Raw genomic sequence first — 16,454 nt, forward strand, 5'->3', positions numbered from 1 at the left:
TAAAATTCGGCGTTTGGTTTTGGGAAAATTAGTTTAGAATGCCTAAGTAATGAGCGATCCCCCGGACGATGTGGCTGCCTATCTCGAGTTTCTCCGGATCGAGCGCAACGCCTCGGTGCGCACGTTGAGAAACTACAGCCACGCGCTGAATGCCTACCTGGAATGGCGCGGCGACGGCTTCAAATCGTGGCGCGATTGCAGCGCCAACGACTTCCGCGAGTATCTGTTTGAGCTGATGAAGCAGGAGCTGGCGAGATCGACCATTCGCCTGCGCTTCGCCGCGCTGCGATCGTTTTACAAATTCCTCGTCCACCGTGGCGGTTTGGCGGCCAGTCCGCTGGTGGAAATCCAGCTGCCAAAGCCGGAGCGCAAGCTGCCGGTCGTCTTGACCTTGGCGCAGATGGAAGACCTGCTGGCGATGCCGCTGAAACTCGACCCCGACCCCCGTGCCCAGCCGTGGCAGCCGCTGCGCGACGTCGCGATCATGGAGCTGTTTTATTCCAGCGGCCTGCGGGTGTCCGAGCTGGTGGCGCTGGACGTGAAGGATGCCGATTTCCTCTCCGAAACCCTGCGCGTCTTCGGTAAGGGCAACAAGGAGCGCATGGTGCCGATCGGATCTCATGCCATGGCTGCGCTGCAAAAATACCGTCAAGCGGCAGCGGTGCATGAAGGCCCGCTGTTCATCAATAAAAACAAGGACCCGAACAAGCGTCGACTTTCCGTTCGCTCAGTGCAGCTACTTCTGAAGAAATACCTCGCCGCCACCGACATCGGCTTCGAGGTCACGCCGCACAAACTGCGCCACACCTTTGCCACCCACATGCTCGATTACGGTGCGGATTTACGCAGTGTCCAGACGCTGTTGGGTCACGCCTCGCTCTCGACCACCCAGATCTACACCCACGTCACCAAGGAGCGGATGCGCGAGGCCTACGATGCCGCCCACCCCCGGGCGGAGTGAGCTTACGAGGGGGAGAAATCACTCCTGCACGGTGCCGAAGATCCGGTCGCCGGCGTCGCCCAGGCCGGGTAAAATGTAGCCGTGTTCGTTCAGTCGGGAGTCGAGCGCCGGATAGTAAACCGGCACATCCGGGTGGTCGGAATTGAGTCGTTCGAGCCCTTCCGGGGCAGCGACAATGCAGGCGAAGCGCAGGTGCTTGGCGCCGTGTTTTTTTAGCTCGTCGATGGCGGCACTGGCGGAGCCGCCGGTGGCGAGCATTGGATCGAGCACCATGACATCAGCATCGGTCAGGCTGGTGGGGGCGTTGAAATAGTAGCTTTCGGGAGACAGCGTGTCCTCATTTCTGGCCATGCCGATATGCGCCACTGCCGATTCAGGAAGCAGCCGGAGAAATCCTTCCAGCATACCAAGTCCAGCTCTGAGAATGGGCACTAAGACAATTTCCCGTTCTAATTTCCGACCCGTAGTGATTTCCAAGGGCGTCTCGACCTGTGTCGGCAGCGTGAAAAGATCGGCAGTGACCGCAGGCACCATCATCTGGGAGATTTCCTGCACGTAGGCGCGGAACTGGGAAGTGGGGCAGTCGCGCTGGCGAAGGCGCGCCATGCGGTCGTCGATGACGGGGTGCTGGATAGGCTGGTTCACGATGTCCCACTCTGCCGCGATCGCTGGGCGGGATCAAGGTGGAAGTCGGTGGGCGGTCCGACTTAGTCCTCCAACGCTCCAAGTTCCTCGGCAATCCAGCTGGCGGCTTTTTTGCCTTTGGGCACCACCTTTTTCAGATGCTCCAGCGCCTGGCGGGTCGCTTGTTGAGTGTCGTCGGACTCGGTAAATGTCCGGGTGAACTGGATATCGGACGGCAGCAAGACCTCGTTCGATGCCAGGGCGCAGGCGCGGGCGATAGTGTTTTCCAGCTCGCGCACGTTGCCGGGCCAGCGGTGGGTTTGCAGGTGCTCCAGAGCTTCGGCACTGAACTTGATGGCGGGGATACCATTGCGCTTGATGGTCAGGCGCAGAAAGTGTTCGGCCAACAGGGGGATGTCCTCGGTCCGGGCACGCAACGGTGGCAGGTGCAGCTCCACCACATTGAGACGGTAGTAGAGGTCCTCGCGGAAATTCCCTAAGGCCACTTCCTCGGCGAGGTTTTTATTGGTGGCGCCAACGATACGGACATCGGACTTCTGAGTCTCGGTGCTGCCGACACGGCTGAAAGTTCCGTCCTGCAGCACCCGCAGAAGTTTCACCTGCACCGGTGGGGGCATGTCGCCAATTTCATCGAGGAAGAGAGTGCCGCCATCGCCCTGCTCAAACAGACCTGCGCGCTTGGCAATGGCCCCGGTGAAGGCGCCTTTCTCGTGACCGAAGAGCTCGCTTTCCAGCAAGTTTTCCGGAATGGCGCCACAGTTGATGGCGATGATTTTATTTTTCGACCTCGGTGAGTATTCGTGCACCGCGTGGGCTACGAGCTCCTTGCCGGTGCCGCTTTCTCCGGAGACGAGCACGGGAGCATCCGTGCGGGCGACACGGCCGACGATTTTGAAAACGTCCTGCAGCGCACTCGAGTTCCCGATGATTTTCACCCGGGCATCTTGTTTCTGCGGTGCGGTTTTGGTTTTGCCGGCGGTGCGGCGGTCTTCGATGGCCTGCAGCGCTGTTTCCACGACCCCTCGAAGCTCGAAGGTGAGGGATTCCTTTTTCAAGATATCCTGGGCCCCCAGCTGGGTGGCCTCGATCACTTGTGCTGTGGTGGGGAAGGCGGCGGTGAGCACCACCAGCACCGCTGGATGGGCGGCGCGAAGTCGGGTCAGCAAGGTGAGGCCGTCAAATGGCTGCAGCGAGAGATCTGCGATGACCAGATCTACGCGAGTGGTGTCGCAGACTTTGACGGCCTTTTCGGCGTGGTCACAACGTAGAATGCGAAGGTCCTCGGCGCCGAGGTGTTTGGTCGCCCAATCAAGATAATCAATATCCGGGTCGACGAGGAGAATAGTCTGAGGTTCGTCCAAAGTAGCGAGGTGTGTGGGGGGTTAGACGGTGCCGAAACGGCGGTGGCGGCGGGCGTATTCATCCACGGCGGCACGTAGGTCGGCATTGCGGAAATCGGGCCAATTTTTCGGACTGATCACGATTTCCGAGTAGGAGATTTGCCAGAGCAGGAAGTTGGAAATCCGCAGCTCCCCTGAAGTGCGAATCAGCAGATCCGGGTCGGGGATGCCTGCGGTGTAGAGGTGGTTGTCGATCATCGAGGGATCGATGTCGGAGGGTTCGATTTCGCCTGCCACTGCCTTGGCGGCGAGTCGGCGCGCGGCATCGGTGATTTCCTCGCGCGAGCCGTAGGACAGGGCGAGGATGAGATTCAGGCCGGTGTTGTCGCGCGTTTTCTCGATCGCTTGGTCGATTTCCTTGCGGCAGGACGCTGGCAGCATGTTGAGCCGACCGATCGCGTGCAGGCGGACGTTTTGTTTGAGCATTTCCGGCAACTTGTCGCGCAGGAAGCGCTCGAGAAGTTTCATCAGTGAGTCGATCTCCTTTTTTGGTCGGTTCCAGTTTTCCGAGGAGAAGGCGTAGAGGGTGAGGTAGCCGACGCCGAGCTGGCGGCAAGTTTCCACCGCTTCACGCACGGATTCCGCACCGGCACGGTGACCCTCGCCGCGCGGCAGTCCGCGGGCGTTGGCCCATCGGCCATTACCATCCATGATGATGGCGATGTGGTGGGGGAGATCGTTCTTCACTTCCATGCGTGGCAAGTGTTATAGGGTGCTATTTTCCTGTCAAGCTGGACGCATGTCAGGAGGGTAATTTATGAGAAGATGCGCCGCGCCTTGGGCGTTTTGATAATGGCGGCAATAACGAGGCCGGCCAGGGTGTAGGCGATGATGGGATCGAGGGCATTGGCCAGCAGGTGTTTGCCGGGAGTTTCAAACCAGTTCCACTGCGGCAGGACCACGCTGATGGCGGCGAAAACTCCCATGGTGATGCCCACGCTGGCTCTCGAAATGTAGCGAGTGGCACGGATCCGAAGGACGGAAATCGTGATGATTAGGCAGCCGAGGACGTTGATGGCAAAGGAGTAGATCAGTGGCTCGGTCATGCTCCATGGTTGCTCGAGACGACCGGGCCGGATGGTGGCGTAGACGAAGGGCCCCTGGGTGATGCGGGCCGCGTGATCGGCATCGTTGCTGGGAGTGGGGAGTAGGTAAACGCCGTGGGTGTCGGCATTGTCAGAGATCACTTGGCGTACAGCATCGTCATTCTTGAAGCTGGCGGGGCTGTGCCAATCAAGCACCGTCCATGAGACAAATCCCCAGAGAAAGGCGATGAGGGATCCAGTGATGATGGCGGTGATGACTCTCTTCATGTTGGCTGCTAGCTACGATGCCCCTTACCCATTAACAAAGCTGTGCCGCTTTGTCAGCACGTAATGTAAATACAGACTTGCACCATGTAAGGTCATCGCACCTACTGGCGCCATGTTGCACGTCGTTCTCGTCACACCCGAAATCCCTCATAACACCGGCGCGGCTGGTCGGCTCTGCCTGGCCACCGGTGCTCGATTGCATTTGATAAAGCCGCTGGGCTTCTCACTCGACGATCGGCAGGTGAAACGTGTGGGCTTGGATTATTGGAAGGATGTTGATCTCCAGGTGTGGGAAAGTTGGGATGAATTCCGTGCCGGCATCGATCCGGATGCGGGGGTGTATTTTCTCACCACCAAAACCCAACAGCCGCACTGGGACGTGGCGTTCAATGATGGTGATTACCTCGTTTTCGGCTGCGAGACCAAGGGGCTGCCCGAGAGCTTGCTGGAGGAGAACCCCGACCAGTGCCTGACCATCCCCATGGTCGAGGGATCGACCCGTAGCCTAAACCTTGCCACATCCGTAGGCATCGTGCTCTATGAGGCCGTGAGACAGATTAGGAGCTAATGGTGCCCGTTCAGGCGAGGCTGGGTCTTTGCGCGGTGGGTCGCCTTCTGTCGTCCCTCCGGGACTTGATCCACGCACTGCACGTTAGTCCCAGGGTTTCACCCCGCGCTAGTTTTTATCGACCCTTTCGGGTCTTGCGAATTGCGGGCGCTGGCTGCGGAGATCGACTCGTAGGTCGTGCCGTTTAGCCTCTGCAGCGAGAATGTGGAGCCGAGCAGGCGCACCCTGGCATGAGTAGAGGACAGTCAGGGCTCTTAGACTTCGAGCCATCGAGATTCCTCGACTTCCAATCTACTCCCCCCCAGCGGGTTCGAAGCGCATTTCTTGGCGCTCTTCCTGTTTTCCTCCGGGGAAGAAGGAGCCGACGTCTTTCGAGGTGATATACATGAAGAGACCGAAGATCACGAGGACGAAGCCGGTTTGCACGAACTCCAGAACGCGTGCCTTGACCGGGCGGCGCGCGATGATTTCGAGGATGGAAAGGGTGATGTGACCGCCGTCGAGCACGGGGAATGGCATCATGTTGAGGATCGCGAGGTTGATGTTGAACAGCACGGTGAATCCGAGTGCCAGCTTCCAGCCGTCAGGGGAGGAGGTGATCATCTCGTAGTAGCCTTTACCGATGCCCACCGGGCCGGCGAGTTGGTCGACGCCGATGCTGGAGGTCTTCGAAGCGACCAGTTGGATGGTCTTTTTCATCACCAGGGCGCTGTCGACAATTTGCTGCCAAGGTCCTGGGTGGACGATTTCTTCGCTGACCAGTGATTCATCGAATTTAAATCCGAGACCGTAAGCGGTGTATTTGTCGTTGGGTGGTTCCGGCTTGCGGGGCACCATGGTGACTTCGAACGATTCGTCACCGCGTTGCACGCTGAGCTCGGCCGTTTTGCCATCGCGGGCGGCGGTCAGAAGCTGCATGGACGAGGTGGCGGGGGCGCCGTTGAAGGTGAGAATGATGTCGTCCTCTTTCAGGCCTGCCTCAGCGGCCGGGCCGTGTTCGACGATCTGGCCGACGGTCACCTGCTCCTTATAGCCGATGCCGATCTTGCGCATGCCGGAGCGGTGATACCAGGATGAGCTGGGGATCTCGAAGCCGGACTGCAGTGTCAGTGGCTGTTCCACGCCGGGGCGCTGAACTACGATCTCGATCTTCTCGCCCTCGCTGGTGGCGATGCTTTCCACGATGCCGCTGTCCATGTTGCCCGCCCATGAATCGATCTCGTTGCCACCGATGGAAAGGATCTTGTCTCCGGCTTTCAGGCCGGCTTTATCGGCGGCGGAGTCGGCTTGCACGTAGCCGACCACCGTTTGGTTCAAGCGGGTGTCCGGTTTCCCGACACCCCACACCAGGAAGGCGGTGACCAGGGCGAGCAGGAAGGAGAAGAAGGGGCCGGCGAAGGCGACGATGATCTTGTCCAGCGGCTTCACCGGTGGCAGAGGTTTGTCGTTCATGTTATCGCCCTCGATGGCTTCCATGGTGACCATTTGAGGCAGGGCGACAAAGCCGCCGAAGGGGATCCAGCCAAGGCCGTATTGCACGCCATTGTAGGTTCTTTTCCAAATCGGCTTACCGAACCAGATCTGGAAGCGTTCCACCTCAAGCCCACGCCAACGTGCGGCGAGAAAGTGCCCGAGCTCATGCACGAAGATGATGATGTTGAAAATGACAACAACGAGAAGAATGACGAGGATGGGAGTGATGATGGTCATGATGGATGACAAGTTAGAAGGGCGATGGGTGGAGAATGTAATGGAATTTGAGATGCTGGCAAGTCTAGTCGGCGGGGGAGATGGACACCTAAGCGACCCCAGCTCCGAAAGGCGGGATTCCGGACCGTGTGGCGAGATCAGATCGGGCAACTCCACGGCGCCAAACGGGCGATGATTTCGTGCCGATAATCATTTCCAGTCTCAATTTCTGAGTTGCAAAGTCATGAGGATGCTCTTACCGGTTTGTCTATGAAACATTCCTGTTATTTGGCTGTCCTCACCGTTGCTACACTGGCCTTGGGTTCTTGTAACACATTCATCGGCATGGGCCGTGACCTTCAGGGCGCTGGAGCTGCTATGCAAAATCGCGGCACCACAGGCACTTGGGATGGCTCTGGAGCTAACCCCAATGCCGTGACCCCAACCGCGCAGAATCCTTACGGCGTTCCTGTTGCTCAGTAGGGGGCCAATGCAAAAAAGCTCCCCACCGACGAATTTCTCGAAGCTCTCTTCGGCTGAACCATCACTGGCTCAGCTGGAGGGAGCTTTTTGATTGGTGGAGAGATGGATGGTTGGGCAAGCGCTCGCTTTGCGCTCGCGAGGCTAGAAAATCAGCCGCTTACTGCGCCTTGACCACGGAGATGCGGATGCGGAAGCTTTGGCGACCACGGTGGATTTCCAGCTCGGTGTTCTGAACCGAGGCGGAGGCGGCGAGGCGGGTATTAAAATCTTCGACGCTTTGCACGGCCCGGCCATTGATGGCGTGGACCACATCGCCGATGTGCAGGCTGCCGCTGAGCTTGCTGCCGGCGAGGATCTGCTTGATCACCACGCCGGTGACCCCCAGCGATTGTTCCCTCTCGTTGGCCTCGCGCACCACCAGGCCGATGGTGGTTAGCACGGTTTTGGGATCGGGCCGTGAGGTGGTTTCGTCTTCCTCATCGCGGAGGATGCGCTGGCTGAAGTTATCCGCCTCACCCACGGTGGCGGTGATGGTGTGTTTCGCCCCCTCGCGCCAGATTACCATGTTGACCATGGAGCCGACTTCGCTTTGCTGGATCAGGCCGATTAGGCGGCGCATGTCGGCGATTTCGTTGCCGTCGTAGCTGATGATGATATCGTCCTCGCGCAGGCCGGCTTTTTCCGCCGGGGAATCGGGCACTAGACCGACGATGCGGATGCCATCGCGTCCTTGGTAGCCAAATTCGCGGCGCGTGTAGGGATCAAGATCTTCGAAGGCCATGCCGAGGAATCCACGGATCGGACGCCCGCGTGCGAGGATGTCCTTCATGGTTTTCAGCGCGGCATTGGAGGGGATGGCAAAGCTGATCCCTTGGAATCCCGGGTTCTTTTTATCGGTGGAGTAGATCCGTGAGTTAATGCCGACAATTTCGCCGAGGATGTTCACCAGCGGCCCGCCGGAGTTCCCTGGGTTGATCGCGGCGGAGGTCTGCAGCAGGTCGACGCGGCTATCGGAGAAGGTGCGTTTTTTCGCAGAGATCTTGCCATCGGTGACGGTTTCACCGAGACCGAAAGGGCTGCCGACGGCAAAGACGATGTTGCCCACCTCGATCTTGGACGAGTCACCGAATTTGAGTGGCGCGAAGGGGCCTTTGCCATCGATTTTGAGAACGGCGATGTCCACGGCGGGGTCTGAGCCGATGACCTTGGCCGAGTGCACTGTGCCATCGTGCATCGTCAGGCGGATTCGCGGGTTTCCTTGAATCACGTGGTGGTTGGTCAGGACGTGGCCTTCCTGGGTGACAATTACTCCGGACCCTTGACCTTGGACCGTGCGTGGCTGCACCCAGGTGCGCCCCCAGACGTCGCGGAAGCGATCGTGGCGCACGCCGGCGGTATCGATGCTGACCACAGAGGGCACCACAGTTTTCACCAGTGCGGCGCTTTCCGCATTGATGGCGGCCAGCACCTGGACGTCTTGCAGGTTCAGCGCCGGCTTGTCGCGCAGGGTGAACTGGCCGTCATTGGCGGCGGAGTCCCGCCCGGTGATGATATCCATCAGGCTGCTGCCGTCCTGCATTTTGCGGACCACAAAGACGGTGAGAAAGGCCATGACAAACACGACCAGTAAGGTGAGAAAACGGCGAAATCCAGGATTCATGGCAAGGGTGGAGGGGTGGGATGGTTCTTGCTGCCAGACTGGCCTCGGCCCGTAAGAGCTCTCGGCATCTCGCGGGTGTTCGGGCCGACAGCGAACCGCTGACTTGATGGCCACGAACACTTCCAATGAGTGTCGGCATGGGACACCCAACGAGTGGATTCGGAATCACCAAGTCGCAAGGATTATTCTCGCATGAGTGGCACTTGCAAAGGCTAAAAGCGAGTGCCTGGAATCGGTTGAGGGCTGCCGCGTGCTTACGGTTGCTGCTTTCCAGCGATGGAATCTACTTTTTTGTTCACCTTTGTTTCCAGGGCGATCACGTCTTTTCTGAGGCTCATGATCATCGATTTGATGCGGCTATCGCTGTTATTGGCATCGCGGATATTGCGTCTGATCAGGAGGTTCAGGCTGCGGATGTCATTGGCCAGCTCCATGGTATCGTGGTAGAGGCCCTCGTCACGGCGGGTCACCAGACGTTCCATGGGATCGAGGACTTTGCGGGCATCGACATGCAGCTTTTTCAGCGTCGCGGTGGACGGGTGATCGAGATCGACTGCATTTAGTAGAGTGTAGGTCATTTGGTTCACCAGTGGCTGGAGGTGGAAGGCCAGGCCTGTTTCGTTCAGGCGCATTGGGCGTTTGCCACTGCCTTGCAGGAGCAGGATTTTGGCGGATAGGTGGTTGGGTGCTAATGCGACAACGTCGGAGAGGCGCTTACGGACGGTGCTGTTCACCGCCAGCTTGACGACCTCGGCTTTATCGCTGAGCTGGTGCACGGGTTGGAACAGTTGGCTGGCTTCGGCGATTTTTTCATCGGTTTTTTTTGCCGCAACAGCGAGTGCTTCATCGATGGTGTTGCAGGTATAAATTTCCCAACGGGTGAAAAAGTCCGGCTCGTCAAACACGAGTAACTGGATGAGCGGGCGGATGGCGCTTTCCGGCACGATCAGGCGACCACGCTTGCTCTTTTCCGACCGCAGCGCGTTCAGCACTGTCCAGAAATTCGGCGGCAGGCGGAATTGGCCTTCGCTATCGAGCGAGGCGCAGAGGAAGATGTCATCACGCAGCGGAATGTTCCGGTGGCAAGCTTCCAGCATCAGCCGGACGGCAGCCATACCGGCTGCACCGTTCTTGTGGGAGTAGGTCAGAGGGCCGAATGTGATGTTTACTTGCGCGCCAGCCGCCGGGACTTTGTTTGTTTTCAGCGTGTTGAGTGCTTTTTTCAGTCCCGCGGCATCGGTATTCTTCGGGTTGATTTTACTGGCGATTTTGAGATCGAAGTAATTGGGGTCTTGGTTCGGCTGGATCTGGATGGTTATCGGGGAAATTCGATAGGTGGTGGTGATTTTGGGTTTTTCCTTAAGCGCATCCTTGGGGTCGCGAAACACGCTGTGCTGCTCCACGGTGAGAGGCATGTTGATCGTCATCGTGGAAATTGGATAACTCGGTTCCGTGTTTTGCGGTGTGCTGGGGGGGGCGACTGGGGTGCCGGGTGCTGTGGGAGTGTCGGAATTGGCAGCCGTTGGGGTGGTTGGCGGTGTTGGTGTTTCCGTGGGGGCTGCGGATCCTTGGTATTTTGCGAGCGGTGGGATGACGCCTGACCAGTCGGCCTGATCGGCTGCATTAGCGGTTTCCTGCTGCAGCACTTTGGTGGCATCGATGAGGTATTTTGAGAGCGCATTGGCATCGGTGCCGGCTTGCGGGTTCTCCAGCCAGCGGTGGTAGAAGCGGATCCGGGCTTTTGCTTTGAGCAGGGCGTCGTCGGAGGATGTCGACGGTCCGTCATCGCGCAGCAGCGCTTGATTGGCGTGGCGGGCGTGTTGGTTGGCGGGATCGAGTCGCATCGCGAGCGCCAGCATCTGACCGGTGGCGCGCTGGTTGATGGCTGAGCCGTCGTGCTCGCGTAGTGCGAGCACGGTGAGGTGCTTCGAGAGCTCCTTCATGCTGTCCACCTGCAGCGGAATTTTTTCCAATTTGAAGAGTTCCTTGAAGGGTTCTGGGCGCAAGTATTTTGCTGCCTGTGCCTGCTCGATTGAGGTGCAGGCCAGGCTGGCGCAGAGCGCCGAAATCATGGTGATTTGAAGGATCTTCATGGTGAATATTCAAGGTAACAAGCCGGATGTTTATTTCAAGGCGGCATTGTGACGGAATTTTATGCGTGCCGAGACGCGCTGGGTATGGTTTCTGTGGGGCGTGCCAGCCATCGCCCAGCCACTCATCGATTACCTCCGCCATCTGCAAGGGCAGGGGCAGACGCATGTCAGCATCGATGACGAAGCTCGCTTGATTCTGCGCGAGTTTTTCATTCGGGCGAAAACCGGGAAACCGAGCCAGCCGGCGGCGAAGCAAGCCGTCCCGGCGTCAGCCAGCGCACCCGCGCAGGCACCCGCCCAGCCGGCACCGGCTGCCCAGCCAACCAATGTCGATCTCACCGCGCTCGCCGCCCCGGCGCCGAAGGAGAAGTCCGACCGCATCACGGTTGCCGGTGGCAGCCAGGAGGAGAAATTGGCGCAGCTGAAGCATCAGGCCAGCCAGTGGGCCCCCGCCAAGGCGCTCGGCACCCTTCGTCAGACCATGGTGTTTTCCCACGGCAGCCCGAATGCCGATATCATGCTGGTCGGCGAGGCTCCGGGTTTTGACGAGGAGCGGATGCAGGAACCTTTCGTCGGCCTGGCCGGTCAAAAGCTCGATGGCATCCTCGGTGCCATGGGCCTGAGCCGCAGCAGCGTCTATCTCACCAACATCGTCAAATTCCGACCGTCGATGGTGAATCAAACCACCAACAACCGCAAACCTAGCCTCGAGGAGCGCGCAGCCTGCATGCCGATCTTTCAGGCGGAAATCGACATTGTTGCGCCGAAGGTGATCATCGCCCTCGGGGGCACAGCGGCTCAGTCGCTGCTCGATAGCACCGAGCCGGTGACCAAACTGCGCGGTGCCTTCCACGAGTTTTCCGGCGTTCCGGTGCGGGTGACCTACCATCCATCGTATATCCTGCACAACGAAGCCACCTCCGAGAAGCGCAAGCTCTGGGAAGATATGCTCAGCGTGATGGAGCTGTTGAACATGCCGATCAACGACAAACAACGTGGCTATTTCCTGCCGAAATCCTGACCTCTCAGGGTTGATATTTTTCTCATGTCTCTTCTCATTATCACCGTAGGTGGCACCATCGATAAGGTGTATTTCGACGCATCATCCGAGTATGAAGTGGGCGAGCCCACCGTGCCCCACGTTTACCAGGGGGCGCTAGTCACCCTCGATTACGAACTGCTGCCGCTGATGCGCAAGGACAGTCTGGAAATGACGGAGTCGGATCGCGTGCTCATCCGGGAAACCTGTGAGCAGGTGGAACAGGACAAGATTCTCATTACCCACGGCACCGATACCATGGCGGACACCGCCGAGGCGCTGGCGGGGCTGGAGGGCAAGACCATCGTGCTCACCGGCGCGATGGCACCGGCACGCTTCCGCGAGACTGATGCGGTGTTCAACATCGGCGTGGCCACCGGCGCGGTGCAGGCGCTGCCGCCCGGCGTTTACATCGCCATGAATGGCCAGATTTTCCCAGCCGGGCAGGTTCGGAAAAACCGTGAAGAGCGTCGCTTTGAAGCGGTTTGAGAGCAGGGAGAGAGGTGAATTTTTGATCTCCGCGCCGGCGAAATGCCGTTTCTTCCTCCTTGCAACTTAGCGCCGCCTTCCTAACTTCCGGACATGTCCGAAAGTCATCCATTCTTCTCCGCCGCGTATCACATTCCCTGGAACGAACTCACTGCCGACAAGGTGGAGGGCGATATCGCCGTTGCCTTGGAAAATGCCGAGGCCAACCTCGCCACCCTCCGTGCACTGGATGAAACGTCTCTGAGCTATGAGAACACCTTTGCCGCCCTTGAAGATGCGTCCATGGATCTCGACCGCGCCTGGGGCCGACTGAACCATCTCGACTCCGTCTCCAACAACGACGAGCAACGCGCCGCGCTGAATGCCGTGCTGCCCAAGGTCACCGCTTTCTACTCTGCCATCGCCCTGGATCCTGCCATCTGGAGTAAGCTCAAGGCCTTTTCCGAATCACCCGCCGCCGCTGAGCTGGATGCTACTCGCAAGCGCTACGTGGAAGAAACCTGCGCCAGCTTCATCCAGTCCGGTGCCGATCTGCCGGAGGAGAAGAAAACACGCGTGGCGGAAATCCAGTCCCGTCTCTCCGAAATCACCCAGAAGTTCAGTGAGAACGTCTTGGACTCGACCAATGCCTGGGAGCTGATCGTCGAAGATGAGGCCGAGCTCGCCGGACTGCCCGAGTCCGCTAAGGCCGCCGCCGCCGAGGACGCCAAGGGGAAAGGACACGAAGGAAAATGGCGCTTCACCCTGCAGCAGCCGTCGATGAGCCCCGTCATGCAGTTCGCTGAGAACGATGCGCTGCGCAAGAAAGTCTGGGAAGCTAGCTGCACCGTCGGACTGGCAGACGGCTTTGATAACACCGACCTCATCAAGGAAATCCTGAAATTGCGTCAGGAAAAAGCCGAGCTGCTGGGCTTCAAGAACTTTGCCGATCTCACCCTCGCTCGCCGCATGGCGAAGAATGGCGACACCGCCCTCAAGTTCACCGGCGATCTGCACGACCAGATTGTCGATAAATTCCAGAGCGAAACCAAGGCCCTGCAGCAGTGGAAAGCGGAGCAGACAGACAGCGAGATCTCGCTGATGGAGCCATGGGAAGTTGGTTACTGGGCGGAGAAGCGCCGCAAGGCCGAGTATGCCTTCGATGACGAAGAGCTGCGTCCTTATTTTCCTCTGCACAAGGTGATGGCCGGCATGTTTGGCATCGTCAGCAACCTTTACGACATCCGCATCGAAGAGCGCCCCACCACCACTGATGATGGCGATATCCAAACCTGGCACCCGGAAGTGAAGTTCTACGATCTCTTCGATAACCGGACCGAAGAGCTGCTGGGGTCATTTTACGCCGATTGGCACCCGCGCGAGTCGAAACGTGGCGGTGCCTGGATGAACTCGTTTGAAACCGGCCTGCCCGGCGACGACAAGAACCCGCGCGAGCCGCACCTCGGCCTGATGGTGGGGAACATGACGAAGCCGATCGGTGACAAACCTGCGCTGATGACGCACTACGAAGTGGAGACGATTTTCCACGAGTTCGGCCACCTGCTGCATCACCTGTTAGGAAACGTCACGGTCAAATCCCTCTCCGGCACCAACGTCGCCTGGGACTTTGTCGAGCTGCCATCGCAGATCATGGAGAACTACTGCTGGGATCGTGAGAGTCTGGATCTGTTCGCCCGTCACTTTGAGACGGACGAGCCCATTCCACAGGAGCTGTTTGATAAAATGATCGCCGCGCGGAACTACATGAGTGCCAGCGTCACCATGCGCCAGCTCGCCCTCGGCAAGCTGGACCTGGAGCTGCACACTCAAGTGGAGAAATACACCGCCATCGATCTGGACGACGCCGACCGCGAAATCCTTGCCGATTACAAAGCTAAACTGGCCACCGATTCGCCATCAATGGCGCGTCGCTTCAACCACCTCTTCAGCTCGCCCACCGGCTACGCTGCGGGCTACTACTCATACAAATGGGCCGAGGTTCTGGATGCGGATGCGTTCACCCGTTTCCAGAAAGAAGGCATCATGAATCAGGAAACCGGCCAAGCTTTCCGCGAAGCTATCCTCAGCAAAGGCAACTCGGTGCCCGCCGATGAGCTTTACCGCAACTTCATGGGTCGCGACCCGGATCAAGTGGCCTTCCTCGAGCGCAACGGCTTGGCCTAAGCGCACCGCATCGTATACGCCCTTGCTTCGGCAGGGTGCGTGCGAGCTGCAGGGCTTACGATCGCCTGCCTTCGCGGTAGCCGATCACAAAGCCCCAGACCAAACAGACGGCGCTGAATAACAGGCCGGTGGCGATCGCTGCCGTGCCTGCGACGACCAGCATCCCCGTGATCATCCCGCTATGTGGATCGCGGACGACGGCGACGACGATGCCCAGTCCGAAGAACACGAAGCCTGCGGTAAAGCACCACATGCGGAAGCGGTTCAGCTTGGCGTAGAGTTCCAGCCCCTCCGGATCAGGATCGGGCGGGAGTTCTTGCTGACTGCTGGGGGGCGCGTAGGGGTTATCGCTCATTGGGCACCTTGTTGTAGAGTTTTCACCGAGTAGAGCGACTTCCTGGCGGTGATGAACAGGGTGTCAAACTGCTCGCCGCCAAAGCAGACGTTGGCCGGCTTTTCCGGCACCGGGATGAGGGTGATCTTTTTGCCGCTGGGATCGTAGACGTGGATGCCTCCGCCGGCGGTGGTGTAGAGCCTGCCTTCGCGGTCGAGACACATGCCGTCGCAGCGTAGATCGATTTCAAAAAGTGGCTGCGGGTCGATGTTCTTGCCGCTCACCTTGAAGGCGCGGATCTTGCCGATTTTCCCTGAGTCCGCGATGTAGAGCACATTTTCATCGGGGGAAAAAGCGATGCCGTTTGGCATGTCGAAACCTTTGTAGACGACCTCCACCTGCTTGGTCTTGGGATCGAAGCGGTAGACCCATTTCCCTGGGGTTTCAGCGGCCCGACCACGCAGGCCGTAGCTGGGGTCGGTGAACCAGATCGAGCCATCCGAGTGCACTGCGAGGTCGTTGGGAGAGTTGAATTTCTTCCCCTGATACTTGTCCACCAGCACCATCTGGCTGCCGTCATTGTCGATACGAATGATATTCCGTCCGGCGTGCTGGCAGGAGAGCAAGCGGCCCTCGGCATCGAGCAGGTTGCCATTGCTTTGCTCGACTTTTCTGAACGGCTGCAGACCCTCTTTCTCCGACCACTGCATCAGCATGCTGTTGGGAATATCGCTGAAAATCAGTTTGTTCTCGGCACCGATCCAGACCGGGCCCTCGGTGAATTTCATCCCGGTGGCGAGGCGTTTGACCTCCGTGTCGGGAGCGACGATGGCGTCTGCGAGGCGCTCGCGTTTTTCAGCGAAGGCCGGCATGCAAGTGAGCCAGGCCAGTAGGAGGTGAATGGGGAGGGATTTCATGGGTCGAGCATGTCAAAACAGCTGAACTTTGTCACCCAAGATCTATCAGCATCAGTCGCTTGCGTGGACGAGGTGATAGCTGATTTGCTACCCCATGAGGAAAAAATTATATTGAGCCGCTCGGAGAACCACATTTTAATCTATTTCAACGCACTTACTCCGTCCATGGAGAAGTCAGACAACCCAGCCTCCCGCCCAGCTGCCGAGACTCGCTCTCGCCCTGCTTTCTGGGAGTGAACTTTTTAAAAAGCGCATGCATCTCATCATCTACATCAGCGATTATACAGGTAACGCTGGGCAAATCTCCACAGATCTGGAGGACATCTGCCAGACGGCTAAAAACAGAAACCCGGAGCACGACATCACCGGCTTGCTCTTTTATCACAACGGTAATTTCCTGCAGGCGATCGAGGGAGAAAAAGCCAAGCTCGAAAGCCTGATGGCTGCGCTGGAGCGAGATCCACGGCATGAGAAAATCACCCGCGTGGTGGACTGCCCCATTGCGGAACGCGGGTTCTCCGATTGGAACATGGATACCTTCGAGCTGGAGGAATCCGAATCGATCAGCAGGGACACACTGCACGCGTATAAGAAAACTTTCACCAGCCAGATGGAGATGGACAGCGCTGTGTTTATCGAATCGCTGAAGTCGATGTCCCAGGACCGGAACCTGCGCGCCATTGTGGTGAGCTAAGCGGGC

The 16,454-nt window shown here is 58.6% G+C and carries 16 protein-coding genes; 7 read left to right on the plus strand and 9 right to left on the minus strand.

Annotation, left to right across the window (positions count from 1 at the left end; all coding sequences use genetic code 11):
• Window positions 1–49: 49 nt before the first annotated feature.
• A complete protein-coding gene (gene xerA, locus JO972_RS09960; RefSeq protein WP_309489893.1) occupies window positions 50–961 on the plus strand; it encodes a site-specific tyrosine recombinase/integron integrase in 912 nt (303 codons plus the stop codon).
• 18 nt (window positions 962–979) lie between these two features.
• On the opposite strand, the gene upp is transcribed toward xerA, so the two are convergent.
• From upp to JO972_RS09980, 4 genes are all read right to left on the minus strand, one after another.
• Window positions 980–1,606: a uracil phosphoribosyltransferase gene (gene upp, locus JO972_RS09965; protein ID WP_309489894.1), complete on the minus strand. Its 627-nt coding sequence runs from the start codon at window positions 1,604–1,606 to the stop codon at window positions 980–982.
• Window positions 1,607–1,668: 62 nt separating this feature from the next.
• Window positions 1,669–2,967 carry a sigma-54-dependent transcriptional regulator gene (locus tag JO972_RS09970; RefSeq protein WP_309489895.1) on the minus strand — a complete coding sequence of 433 codons (1,299 nt, stop codon included), beginning with the start codon at window positions 2,965–2,967 and terminating at the stop codon, window positions 1,669–1,671.
• Between the two features lie 21 nt (window positions 2,968–2,988).
• Entirely contained in the window at window positions 2,989–3,699 is a 711-nt protein-coding gene (gene uppS, locus JO972_RS09975; RefSeq protein WP_309489896.1) for an undecaprenyl pyrophosphate synthase, read from the minus strand.
• Window positions 3,700–3,761: 62 nt separating this feature from the next.
• A complete protein-coding gene (locus tag JO972_RS09980; RefSeq protein WP_309489897.1) occupies window positions 3,762–4,319 on the minus strand; it encodes a hypothetical protein in 558 nt (185 codons plus the stop codon).
• 112 nt (window positions 4,320–4,431) lie between these two features.
• Between JO972_RS09980 and JO972_RS09985 the strand changes: the two genes are divergently transcribed.
• Window positions 4,432–4,887 (plus strand): tRNA (cytidine(34)-2'-O)-methyltransferase, encoded by a 456-nt coding sequence (locus JO972_RS09985; RefSeq protein WP_309489898.1) that lies wholly within the window; start codon window positions 4,432–4,434, stop codon window positions 4,885–4,887.
• A gap of 291 nt (window positions 4,888–5,178) precedes the next feature.
• Here JO972_RS09985 and rseP read toward each other — a convergent pair whose 3' ends face one another.
• Complete coding sequence (gene rseP / locus JO972_RS09990) at window positions 5,179–6,597, minus strand: RIP metalloprotease RseP (protein ID WP_309489899.1); 1,419 nt, start codon at window positions 6,595–6,597, stop codon at window positions 5,179–5,181.
• A gap of 249 nt (window positions 6,598–6,846) precedes the next feature.
• Between rseP and JO972_RS09995 the strand changes: the two genes are divergently transcribed.
• Window positions 6,847–7,059: a hypothetical protein gene (locus JO972_RS09995; RefSeq protein ID WP_309489900.1), complete on the plus strand. Its 213-nt coding sequence runs from the start codon at window positions 6,847–6,849 to the stop codon at window positions 7,057–7,059.
• Window positions 7,060–7,216: 157 nt separating this feature from the next.
• On the opposite strand, the gene JO972_RS10000 is transcribed toward JO972_RS09995, so the two are convergent.
• Window positions 7,217–8,719: a trypsin-like peptidase domain-containing protein gene (locus JO972_RS10000; protein ID WP_309489901.1), complete on the minus strand. Its 1,503-nt coding sequence runs from the start codon at window positions 8,717–8,719 to the stop codon at window positions 7,217–7,219.
• Window positions 8,720–8,973: 254 nt separating this feature from the next.
• Window positions 8,974–10,812 (minus strand): hypothetical protein, encoded by a 1,839-nt coding sequence (locus JO972_RS10005; protein ID WP_309489902.1) that lies wholly within the window; start codon window positions 10,810–10,812, stop codon window positions 8,974–8,976.
• 61 nt (window positions 10,813–10,873) lie between these two features.
• On the opposite strand from JO972_RS10005, the gene JO972_RS10010 reads away from it, so the two are divergent.
• The 3 genes from JO972_RS10010 (at window position 10,874) to JO972_RS10020 (ending at window position 14,503) form a co-directional block, all read left to right on the plus strand.
• On the plus strand, window positions 10,874–11,833 hold the full coding sequence (locus JO972_RS10010; RefSeq protein ID WP_309489903.1) for a uracil-DNA glycosylase: 960 nt from the start codon (window positions 10,874–10,876) through the stop codon (window positions 11,831–11,833).
• A 24-nt stretch (window positions 11,834–11,857) separates the two neighbouring features.
• Window positions 11,858–12,340, plus strand: a complete 483-nt coding sequence (locus tag JO972_RS10015) for an asparaginase domain-containing protein (RefSeq protein ID WP_309489904.1) — start codon at window positions 11,858–11,860, stop codon at window positions 12,338–12,340.
• A gap of 93 nt (window positions 12,341–12,433) precedes the next feature.
• Window positions 12,434–14,503, plus strand: a complete 2,070-nt coding sequence (locus JO972_RS10020) for a M3 family metallopeptidase (protein ID WP_309489905.1) — start codon at window positions 12,434–12,436, stop codon at window positions 14,501–14,503.
• Between the two features lie 55 nt (window positions 14,504–14,558).
• Here the strand turns inward: JO972_RS10020 and JO972_RS10025 are convergent, their stop codons facing one another.
• Window positions 14,559–14,858, minus strand: coding sequence for a hypothetical protein (locus tag JO972_RS10025; protein ID WP_309489906.1), 300 nt, complete (start codon window positions 14,856–14,858; stop codon window positions 14,559–14,561).
• Complete coding sequence (locus JO972_RS10030) at window positions 14,855–15,754, minus strand: SMP-30/gluconolactonase/LRE family protein (RefSeq protein WP_309489907.1); 900 nt, start codon at window positions 15,752–15,754, stop codon at window positions 14,855–14,857. Before JO972_RS10030 ends, JO972_RS10025 begins: the two co-directional genes overlap by 4 nt.
• 253 nt (window positions 15,755–16,007) lie before the next feature.
• Between JO972_RS10030 and JO972_RS10035 the strand changes: the two genes are divergently transcribed.
• A complete protein-coding gene (locus JO972_RS10035) occupies window positions 16,008–16,448 on the plus strand; it encodes a BLUF domain-containing protein (protein WP_309489908.1) in 441 nt (146 codons plus the stop codon).
• Window positions 16,449–16,454: the final 6 nt, after the last annotated feature.

Origin of the sequence: Oceaniferula flava (assembly GCF_016811075.1) — a bacterium.
GTDB classification, from domain to species: Bacteria; Verrucomicrobiota; Verrucomicrobiia; order Verrucomicrobiales; family Akkermansiaceae; genus Oceaniferula; species Oceaniferula flava.